The 10,744-nt window shown below is 59.2% G+C and carries 3 protein-coding genes; 1 reads left to right on the forward strand and 2 read right to left on the reverse strand.

What is annotated here, in order from left to right; genetic code table 11:
- Positions 1 to 595: 595 nt before the first annotated feature.
- Positions 596 to 1,309: a UPF0149 family protein gene (locus AWB65_RS33350; RefSeq protein ID WP_268808280.1), complete on the forward strand. Its 714-nt coding sequence runs from the start codon at positions 596 to 598 to the stop codon at positions 1,307 to 1,309.
- Positions 1,310 to 1,591: 282 nt separating this feature from the next.
- On the opposite strand, the gene AWB65_RS33355 is transcribed toward AWB65_RS33350, so the two are convergent.
- Positions 1,592 to 3,751, reverse strand: coding sequence for a response regulator (locus AWB65_RS33355; protein WP_087671080.1), 2,160 nt, complete (start codon positions 3,749 to 3,751; stop codon positions 1,592 to 1,594).
- A 9-nt stretch (positions 3,752 to 3,760) separates the two neighbouring features.
- Positions 3,761 to 9,793 carry a HAMP domain-containing protein gene (locus tag AWB65_RS33360; protein ID WP_200821865.1) on the reverse strand — a complete coding sequence of 2,011 codons (6,033 nt, stop codon included), beginning with the start codon at positions 9,791 to 9,793 and terminating at the stop codon, positions 3,761 to 3,763.
- Positions 9,794 to 10,744: the final 951 nt, after the last annotated feature.

The following is a 10,744-nucleotide window of genomic DNA, read 5'->3' on the forward strand; positions in this document are numbered from 1 at the left end:
TGTGAAGTTCGTTCCGGTCCGGGATTTTGAGCTCACGAGTACGCTGGTTATGATCACGCGCAACGGCGACGAAAACAAACTGATCTCTTCGTTCCGGCAAGCGCTAACAAAAAGCGGGGCGAAGTAGCACTCGTCGCCAGCTTCACCGACTTCTCATCCATGTCGAGTCTCTAACCCCGTGTGAATAAAGGAAAGCGGACATCGCGCACATATCGAGATTTGCTTGCCAGAGATGTTCGCCAGCGAGGAGCGTATGGCGACCGCAACCGACGTGCGAAGGTCCGCTGCCAGAGGACCTTGGTCGTCCGAACGTCCGGGTGAATGTGCGGATCAACGTCCGAAGTTGGCCGACAGTACGCGTTCACGCCAGCCGCGCCAAAGCGAGCCGTTGATGAACGAAGGGCCGCATTGAGATCCGTTCATCGAACTGGTGGTATCGTCCATGAAGCGTCACCCGCTATGGAGATTCTCGAGCACCGCCCACCCCGACGGTGGCCACCGGCCGGAAAGAAAACAGCGGGATGTAAAATGACGTTTTACCGCCTATAGAACCCCTGCCGTGCCGATCTCTTCTCCTTCCAATTCCTTGCGAATGATGGCCCCCCTGTCCGATGACGAGATGGACGAGCTCGATCAGTTCCTGATGTCCAATGCGACATCTGACGAAACGATGATGCTCGATATGCTGGACGGATACTTGACCGCCATTGTGATCGGACCGGGTAACTTGCAGCCCAGTGAATGGTTGCCCGGTGTATGGGGGCCGGAGGCGGAGGACGCGCCACAATTCGACACGATGGAGCAGGCACAGCACATCTTGGATCTGATCTTGCGGCATTACAATGGGATTATCCGGAGCCTGCAAGGCGATGCGGATGCGTTCGAACCGGTGTTCGATACGGTCACCTACCCCAACGACCCGCGGGAGTACATTGAGGGCGAGCCGTGGGCGCTCGGATTTATGCAGGGCGTTGCGCTTTGCCAGAAGGACTGGCAGCCGTTGTTCGACGAAAAACAAGGCCGCGGGTTGCTGCGTCCCTTACATTTGCTTGGTACGGACGAAGTCCTACCCGAGGAGGAAGCATTGACTCGCTGGCCGGATCAACGAGAAAACTTGGCCAAACAGATCCCGATGAGTATCTCAGCGATCTACCGTTATTGGCTCCCATACCGGAAAGCCGTTCACGAGCGGGAACTCGCCACGACGATTCAACGCATCGCGCCGAAGATCGGTCGCAACGATCCGTGTCCTTGTGGCAGCGGGAAGAAATTCAAGAAATGCTGCGGAGATGCGGCGACACCGCATTAATTTAGGCTCTTCCGTGCCCGTTTGGAGGAGATGGAACCCACGGCTTACTCTCGCATCGTGAGAAGCGGTCCGCAGCCCGTCCGTTGGCAACCCCAGATTCAACGCTTAGTGGAGGCCGGCCCAAGTCGAATCTCTGAATCTCTGACTGCAAACCGTCCGGCTAAACGGGTCAATCTCAGTTCGCGCGTTCGCGTTGTTTGCGCCAATTGCAATCCTGGTTCCCGGCGTTACATTCACCTGCCCTTGCAGCGTTCATCCCAGGTGGACCGTGCATATCGAAACTCAGGCCCCTTGCGGTCCTTCCATTGCTTTGTTCGCGTCGTGCAGCATCGCGTGTCGTCCGATCAGTTCGATTAGTGAATCCAGATTAGCCGGCTTGGTAAGATGATGATCGATGCCTGCAGCAGCCGATCTGCGGCGATCTTCTTCCTGGCCATAGCCGCTAAGAGCCACGAGCAAACAATGGGTTAGAACTGGATCCTTTCGCATCGCCTTCGCCACCTCGTACCCATTCATGCCTGGAAGGCCAATATCCAAAAGCGTTACGTGTGGCGAGAAGGTGTGTGCCAGAGTAAGTGCTGCCGCACCGTCGAAGGCACATCGCACCTCATAGCCCTGCATCTCGAGAAATAGCTTAAGGCTTTCGGCCGAGGCCACGGAATCATCGACAACAAGCACTCGTACTGCACTCTTGCAATGGAGGGGAACAACATCCGCGACATGTGCAATTTTCGCACTTGCGACCCGTGCTGGTAGCTCAACTATGAACCTTGCGCCATGGCCTCGGCCGGCACTCCAGCACTGTATCGAGCCACCGTGCAGTTCAGCGAGGTGGCGCGCGAGGGTAAGCCCAATGCCCAAGCCCCCTTGCGCGCGGTCGAGGGAACTGTCGCCTTGCGCGAACAGATCGAATACATGCGGCATCAGGTGCGCGTCGATCCCCTCACCGTCATCGGTCACCGTCATTACGACGGTGCCGTCCGCGAAGTCGGTCGCAAGCGAAATGTGTCCGCCCGGCGGCGTGAACTTTGACGCATTGTTGAGAAGGTTGGCAACGATCTGTGTTAGTCGAACGACGTCGCCATCGACTATCACGTCGCGAGCACCGAGCTCGCATTGGAAGATCTGCGAGCGCGCGGCAAAATGCGGTCGGCTGGTTTCCACGGCGCGCTCGACGACCGTGCGCAGGAGCGTCGGCTCGCGCCGCAACGACACCGTGTTTCGCGCGATCCGGGAAACGTCCAGCAGATCGTCGACGATGCGCACCATGTGCTCGATCTGCGTGCCGATGATCTCGCCCGCCCACGCGGAAACGGCTGCATCGCCCGGCGGCGCTGCCTTCATCACGCTCACCGCATTGGCGATCGGGGCGAGAGGATTGCGAAGTTCGTGTGCCAGCATCGCGAGGAACTGGTTTTTTCGCAGATCCTCGTCGCGCACGGCGGAATACAGGAACGCGTTCTCCAGCGCGATTGATGCGCGGCTGACGAACTCGGTGACGACGGGAGCCGGCTGACGGCTGTCATCGTGGCTAATTACGCCCAAGGCTAACGCCGCCTTCCGCTGCGCGCCGCTCAGCAACGAGTGAAAGCTGACCTCCTCGAGCTTGAGCAATTGCGGAGCAGCGAGGTCTTCGCTAGCGGAAGGGGCAAAGATTCCCGAGGTATCGTCGCGGCAGATCACTCGTTCGGCCGCTTGCATCGCCCGGTCTGCTAACTCGAAGAACCTGTCGAGCGGCACTACGGAGGCCACGCCCGGCGAAGTTGCGCCCCCGAGGGCCGCAGGCGCGCAGCGAATCGCCGTGCGGGAAGCCGATTCACCGTCTGCGACCAAAACTACACATGCCACGTCGGCTAATGCGGGCACTGCAGTATCGAGAATACGTTCCACGGTCGCTTCCACGTCGAGCGAACGCGTCAGCACATGACTGACATGCGCGAGAAAATCGGCACGCTCACGCGCCTGATCGGCAGCGGCCCTTCGCGCCTCCGCTCTCGCGACTTCCTCGCGTTGTACCGCCCTCGCAAGCAGCTCGCGATTCATCCGGTGCATCTGCACAAATACGCCGACCTTCGCGCGCAGGATTTCGGGCACGACGGGCGACGAGATGTAATCGACAGCGCCCAGTGAGTACCCTCTCGCCATTTCTGCATCGTCTACATAAGCGGTTACAAAGATAATTGGAGTCGCAGCGGTTCGACGGTACGAACGCAGCATGCTGGCCGTTTCAAAGCCATCCATATGGGGCATGTTCACGTCAAGAAGGATCACGGCGAAGTCCTGCTCGAGAACCGCCTTCAGCGCTTCTCGCCCCGACGAAACGGTAATCACGTCATGATCTGGTGCTTCGAGTACCGTGCGCAGTACGACCTGCTGGCCGGGCAGATCGTCGACGATCAAAATGCTCAACTGGTCTTCAAAACGCGTGTCCTGTGAAGGCATTGGCTGCTCCTAGCGATGCAGCCACGCGTGCAGCACGGCGAGCAAGTCGTCGCGGTTAACAGGCTTCGACAGGTAGTCCCACGCTCCGGCCTCGATGCACTTCTCGCGATCGCCTTTCATCGCCTTTGCAGTGACCGCGATGATCGGCAGCGCTTGACCGACCGGCCGCCGCCGAATCTCGCGCATCGTTGTAAGCCCGTCCATCTCGGGCATCATGATGTCCATCAGGACGATTTCGATGTCGGCGTCCGCTTCGACCTGACGGATGGCATCACGTCCGTTGTCTGCCCATACATGACGCATGCCGAGGTCTTCCATGATCGTCGCGAGCGCGAAAATATTGCGCATGTCGTCGTCGACAATGAGCGCTTTCCTGCCCTGCAATGCGCGCTCCGGAGCATGCAGTGCTTGGAGCATCGCCTGCGGTTCGGGAGGCAGCCGCTTAGGGTCGATGTGAAGTGCGGCCACGACCAGGTCGAGCAGAAAGTCCGGACGCCCCGCATGCTGCACGACGTATTCTTCGCGTCTAGATTGCCAGCGCTCGGGCGCCACTTCGCCTGGTGCGTTCACGATCACCGGAAGCGGCGCAAACGGACTGCGTGACACGAGCGCTGCCTCGATGTCTTCCGGCCCAATCCACGGCACGCTGTCATCCAGCACCAGCGCATGCACGGCGGGAGACGCAAGATGCGTCACCAGTTCATCACGGAAATTCGCAAATACGAGCGCGACGAGATCTCCCTGCAAAGCGTTCGTCAGCATTTCGCGTTCGGTTCCTGGCGGCAACACCGCGACGAGCACGCGACGCGGGGCTTCGATATATTTCGCCATCGAGGCGACCGCGTGATCGAGGATCTCGCGCGACTTTATCGGCTTCGGAAGGAACGCGAAAGCGCTTGAGCGCAGTGCACGCTCACGCGATTCATCGGTCGAGATCACGCACACCGGGATGTGCCGCGTCGCCATATCGTGCTTCACCCGTGCCAGCACACGCCAACCCTCCATGTCTGGCAGGAACAGGTCGAGCGTCAGCATGTCGGGCTTGAACTGATCAGCCAGCGTCAGGGCGGCAGCGCCGAGCGCGGTGGCTAGCGTCTTGAATCCCTGCTGGCGCGCTGCCTCGACCATTACGCGCGCAAACGCGGGATCGTTCTCCACGATCAGAAGCACTCGGTCGCCGGGCTGGATGCTATCCCGGTCGTCCATGATTAGCGGATACGCGACTTCGTGCGCGACCGGGTCCGAGAATTCCGGGTCAACTACGGGAGCGTCGATCACAGGGGTTGTGCGCGACGCAGTATCCGAGAGCGCGTTAGCCGCGCCGTCCTGCCTGGCCGTCGACCTGCGGCTCGCTCGGGCGAGATCGTTCTTGCGCGGCAGATAAAGTGTGAAGGTGCTTCCCTCGTTTGGCGTACTCATCAGACGCATTTCTCCGCCCAACAGCTTCGAGAGCTCGCGGCTAATTGCTAGGCCGAGCCCTGTGCCGCCATATTTCCGGCTCGTGCTCCCATCGGCCTGCTGGAAGGCTTCAAACACGATCTGTTGCTTGTCGGCCGAAATTCCAATGCCCGTATCCTGGACCGAGAACGCGATGACCTGCACGGCGCGGTTGAGTGCCTCGTTGTCCACACTCCAGCCACCCAGCGCTTCGTCGATAGATAGCGTGACATGCCCTTGATGCGTGAACTTGAACGCGTTGGAAAGGAGATTTTTCAGGATCTGTTGGAGGCGCTTGAGGTCCGTATGAATGGATGCAGGCAATTCGGCGCCGAGGTGGATAAGGAACTCGACGCTACGAGCCTCGGCCACGTGCCGGAATGTGCGCTCCACATAAGTCGTGAGATCGGCAAGCCGGTGTTCGGCTACATCTACGACGACGGTCCCGGATTCGATCTTTGATAGGTCGAGAATGTCATTGATCAGCATGAGCAGATCGTTGCCCGAGGAATGGATCGTTCTTGAAAACTCTATCTGCCTTGTTGACAGGTTGCCTTCCGGATTCTTGCAAAGCTGGTCGGACAGAATGAGCAGGCTGTTAAGCGGCGTGCGCAATTCGTGCGACATATTGGCGAGGAACTCGGACTTGTACTTCGACGTCAGCGCTAGCTGCTTGGCTTTTTCTTCGAGCGCCTGCCGAGCCTGTTCGACCTCCGCGTTTTTGCGCTCGACTTCCTGGTTCTGGTGCGCGAGCAGGCGCGCCTTTTCCTGGAGTTCCTGGTTCGTCTGCTGCAGTTCTTCCTGACGGCTCTGAAGCTCCTGCGCAAGCGATTGGGACTGCTTGAGCAGATCCTCCGTGCGCATGTTCGCTTCAATCGTGTTGATGACAATGCCGATGCTTTCGGTGAGCTGGTCGAGAAACGCCTGGTGGGTCGGATTAAATCGTTCGATCGACGCTAGTTCGATCACGCCCTTGACTTGCCCTTCGAATACGATCGGCAACACCAACACGTTGTGGGGCACGACGCTGAGCAGCCCGGAAACGATTCGGTAGTCACTTGATGCGGACGGCGCGAGCAGTATTTTGCGCTTCTCCACAGCGCACTGGCCGATGAGCCCCTCGCCGAGCTGCACGAGCTTGCCATGCGAGCGGTGGCCATCGGACGCATAACTTGCGACAAGCCTCAGCGACGCTGCCTGCGCGCTCGCATCGAACACGAAGAACTCCGCCTGTTGAACACCGACGACCGGGGCTAGCTCCGAGAGAATTAGATGGCCTACCGCCACCAGATCCTTCTGGCCCTGCAGCATGCGGCTGAACTTCGCCAGATTGGTCTTGAGCCAGTCCTGTTCAGTGTTGAGTTCAGTCGTGTCCTTGAGGTTGCGGATCATCTCGTTGATGGTGTCCTTAAGCGCGGCCACCTCGCCTAGTGCCTCGACAGTGATCGAGCGTGTCAGATCGCCTTGTGTGACGGCGGTCGCCACCTCCGCGATCGCGCGTACTTGCGTGGTGAGATTTGCAGCGAGCTGATTGACATTCTCGGTCAGTCCTTTCCAGGTTCCCGCCGCGCCCGGCACCTTCGCCTGTCCGCCGAGTTTTCCTTCGACGCCCACTTCGCGCGCCACCGTGGTGACCTGATCGGCGAAGGTCGCGAGCGTGTCCGTCATGCTGTTGATCGTGTCTGCGAGCGCCGCGATCTCGCCCTTTGCTTCCACTGTGAGCTTGCGCGCGAGATCACCGTTCGCCACGGCGGTTACGACTCTCGCGATGCCTCGCACCTGACTGGTCAGATTGCCCGCCATGAAGTTGACGTTGTCGGTCAAGTCCTTCCAGGTGCCGGCGACGCCCTGAACATCGGCCTGCCCACCGAGCTTCCCTTCCGTGCCGACTTCACGTGCGACGCGGGTCACCTCCGACGCAAACGAGCGTAGCTGATCAACCATCGTATTGATCGTGTTCTTCAGTTCGAGGATTTCACCCTTGACGTCGACGGTAATCTTCTTCGACAGGTCGCCGGCGGCGACTGCTTTGGTCACGTCCGCGATGTTGCGCACCTGGCTCGTCAGATTGCCCGCCATGAAGTTCACAGAATCAGTCAGGTCCTTCCAGGTGCCGGCGACACCCTGCACATCGGCCTGACCGCCAAGCTTGCCAAGCGTGCCGACTTCGCGTGCAACCCGCGTCACTTCGGATGCGAACGAGCTCAACTGGTCGACCATCGTGTTGATCGTGTTCTTGAGCTCCAGGATCTCGCCTTTCACGTCCACCGTAATCTTCTTGGACAGGTCGCCCGCAGCCACGGCCTTCGTCACGTCCGCGATGTTGCGCACCTGGCTTGTCAAATTGCCGGCCATGAAGTTGACGTTGTCGGTCAAATCTTTCCAGGTGCCTGCCACGCCTTGCACGTCCGCCTGCCCGCCCAGCTTCCCCTCGGTGCCGACTTCACGGGCGACGCGCGTAACTTCGGATGCGAACGAGCGCAACTGATCGACCATCGTATTTATGGTGTTCTTGAGCTCTAGAATTTCGCCCTTCACGTCGACCGTAATCTTTTTAGAGAGGTCGCCGGCAGCAACAGCCGTCGTCACCTCGGCGATGTTGCGAACCTGTGCAGTGAGGTTGCTGCCCATTGAATTGACCGAATCGGTGAGGTCCTTCCATGTACCGGCGACGCCCTGCACATCGGCCTGCCCGCCGAGCTTGCCTTCGGTACCGACCTCTCTCGCCACGCGCGTCACCTCGGAGGCGAACGAGCGTAACTGATCAACCATGGTGTTGATGGTGTTCTTGAGTTCGAGGATTTCCCCCTTCACGTCGACAGTGATCTTCTTCGACAGGTCACCCGCCGCCACCGCAGTGGTCACTTCAGCGATGTTGCGGACCTGCCCTGTCAGATTGCTGCCCATCGAATTGACGGAATCGGTGAGATCCTTCCACGTACCGGCGACACCCTGCACCTCGGCCTGCCCGCCGAGCTTGCCTTCGGTACCGACCTCTCTCGCCACGCGCGTCACCTCGGAAGCGAACGAGCTTAGCTGGTCGACCATCGTATTTATGGTGTTCTTGAGCTCCAGAATTTCGCCCTTCACATCGACCGTGATCTTCTTTGACAGGTCGCCCGCGGCCACTGCAGTGGTGACATCGGCGATGTTGCGAACCTGTGCAGTGAGGTTGCTGCCCATCGAATTGACCGAATCGGTGAGGTCCTTCCACGTTCCCGCGACACCCTGCACGTCGGCTTGGCCGCCGAGCTTCCCTTCGGTACCGACCTCTCTCGCCACGCGCGTCACTTCAGAGGCAAACGAGCGCAACTGATCAACCATCGTATTGATGGTGTTTTTAAGTTCGAGAATTTCGCCCTTCACGTCAACGGTGATCTTCTTCGACAAGTCGCCCGCGGCGACAGCTTTTGTCACCTCCGCGATATTGCGCACCTGGCTGGTCAGGTTTCCAGCCATGAAGTTGACGTTGTCGGTCAGGTCCTTCCATGTACCCGCCACGCCTTGCACATCCGCCTGTCCGCCGAGCTTTCCCTCGGTGCCCACCTCGCGAGCGACGCGTGTCACTTCGGAGGCGAACGAACGCAACTGGTCCACCATCGTGTTGATTGTATTTTTGAGTTCGAGGATCTCGCCTTTTACATCAACCGTGATCTTCTTCGACAGGTCGCCAGCGGCCACTGCCTTCGTCACTTCGGCGATATTGCGCACCTGACTCGTGAGGTTGCCCGCCATGAAGTTGACGGAATCGGTGAGGTCCTTCCAGGTGCCCGCAACGCCTTGAACGTCCGCCTGGCCGCCCAGCTTGCCTTCTGTGCCAACCTCGCGCGCCACGCGCGTAACCTCCGCGGCAAAGGTACCCAGTTGCTCGACCATGCGATTGATGATCTTCGCCGTGCGTAGAAATTCGCCTTCGAGGGCACGGCCGTCCGCTTCGAGCGCCATGCTTTTGCTGAGATCGCCCTGTGCGACCGCACCTATGACGCGTGCGACCTCGCTCGTCGGATGGACCAGATCGGCGATCAGCGAATTGACCGAGTCGATCGACTGGCGCCAGAAGCCTCGCGGATGCGGTATCACCGCGCGCTCGTTGATGCGTCCTTCCTTGCCTACCGCCTGGCTGAGGCGCGCTAGCTCGTCGGACATCCGTATGTTCTGGTCGACAACGTCATTGAAGACATCCGCGACTTTGCCGTGCAACCCGGTCCAATCGGCAGGCAGAGTGGTGCCCTCGCCCTTTTTGAGGGCCGTCAGCGCGGTGTGTATCGCCTTGCTGCAGTCGTGCGCCGTTTCGAAAGTCTCAACGTGTCTATTGATCTGAAGCGCCTGCTGCAGCCAGAAACCGCTCAGACCGTCGAGGTCGACGCGTTCGACGGCGCCCGAGCGTCCCCTCAGACCGCTTGTCGCCTGCTCCACGGCTTCCGTCTGCCGTAGGCATCGGTCCGCTAGCATGTTCAGTTCCGCCGCGAGCCGCCCCTTGTCGCCCTTCCAGTCAGTGGGCAATCTTTCGGTCATCTCGCCGCAGCGCAAGGCGGCGACCGCTTTGATCAATAGGCCGAGCTCGCTGTCGGCTACCCTGCCGTCTTCAACCACGATCGTGTCCATCCGAGCCTCGCCCATAAGGTTCACAACTGCTGCTTGGTTTTGAGGGTAGCCGCTGCGTGGATTCTAGGGATCATACATTCGGCTCCTCGTAAATTTCCCCGATGGTGGCGTAGACCGCCACACGAGGTCAACGAACTGATGCGAGTTTGGCAGTTTCGTGAGTCGCTAACCCCTGCGCGGCGAATGGTCCTTGGTTTGCAAGAGTCGGCTTTCGAAGCTTCCACTAAATAAGCCAATGTTGTAGTCGCTTAAAAGAAACGTAAATCGTCGTTTGCTCGACTAGCGGGGCTTTCAGCCACTGACTTTCAACGAAGACGTCCGGTTGAGTGGCAGCGTCACCGGTGAAATCATCACAAATTCATGCACTTACCGAAAACGAATAATTTCACCGTCACTGCTACGCGTAGGTGTCAATTGCCAACTACTGCCTGCCGACACCCTTGTTCGTGGCGATCGGCGAGACGAACCGGGATACGATCGCGGAAGCTCAAGCCGAGACGCTGGGTCGCTCACCTTTGATCAAAATAGCGACGAGTAAATACCTTACGATGCGCCGGTCTCCTCGGCTCGGCAGTGGCCGGTGACACACGTTGGAACCAGGCGAACCAGACAGTTCGCGCCCCGGTATTGCGCCTTAAGAAGCTGTACGTTCACACGATATGGCACTTCGCGGCCACACGACTCAGCTCCTCAGGGCTGATGACACCAAGAAGCCTGCGAGGTGGCGATGTCCGCTGACTTAGTTGGTAACCAATGACCTTATAGGGCCTCACGCCGTGGAGATTCTGGAGTGACTGATTCAGTCCGGTTTAGTGTATCTGGGCGGGTTGCGTATTGCTGAAGTGGGCGCGAACAGCATGAACGGGCGCAGGCGTGAGATTGACCCGCCAAAACGGACACCTATCCTTTTAAAAGGGGGTGTCAAAATGGGCAAGCATCGAGCACCGTACC

The sequence above is a fragment of the Caballeronia humi genome (assembly GCF_001544475.1).
In the GTDB taxonomy this organism is placed as follows: domain Bacteria; phylum Pseudomonadota; class Gammaproteobacteria; order Burkholderiales; family Burkholderiaceae; genus Caballeronia; species Caballeronia humi.

Coding starts and splice junctions, on each gene's coding strand:
- AWB65_RS33350 (WP_268808280.1), top strand. CDS start 596: ATGGCCCCCCTGTCCGATGACGAGATGGACGAGCTCGATCAGTTCCTG.
- AWB65_RS33355 (WP_087671080.1), bottom strand. CDS start 3,751: ATGCCTTCACAGGACACGCGTTTTGAAGACCAGTTGAGCATTTTGATC.
- AWB65_RS33360 (WP_200821865.1), bottom strand. CDS start 9,793: ATGGACACGATCGTGGTTGAAGACGGCAGGGTAGCCGACAGCGAGCTC.